The 327-nt window shown below is 66.7% G+C and carries 1 protein-coding gene; it reads right to left on the bottom strand.

Annotation, left to right across the window (positions count from 1 at the left end):
- A partial coding sequence (locus ACUN9Y_RS22285) for a hypothetical protein (protein WP_445462924.1) occupies window positions 1–327 on the bottom strand: 327 nt, incomplete at both ends.

The raw sequence follows: 327 nt of genomic DNA, 5'->3' as shown, positions 1-327 counted from the left end.
AGATGATCTTGCGCGGCTGGGCGACCACGTCACGGAAGCGAATCTTCTCCTCTTCCTTGGGGTGGGCGAGGTGGGTGTGATCGCGTCCGGTGATCTTGGACAGCGCCTCCCAGGCCTTGACCGCCACCTGACCGTTGGTCTCGGGGGCCAGCGCCAGGATCATTTCGGCGGCGTCGATGGCGCTGTCGATGCGCGGCTGGCCCTTGGCCGGGCCCTCGAGCTTGACGTGGTTGAGCCCGCGCAGCAGCTCGACTTCCTTGTCGGTGTTCCAGCCGATGCCCTTGCCGCCGTTGCCGATGCTCTCGAGCAGCGGGCCGACGGAGGTAA

The organism is Halomonas sp. V046, assembly GCF_052645355.1.
This window is presented reverse-complemented; position numbering and strand designations above follow the sequence as displayed.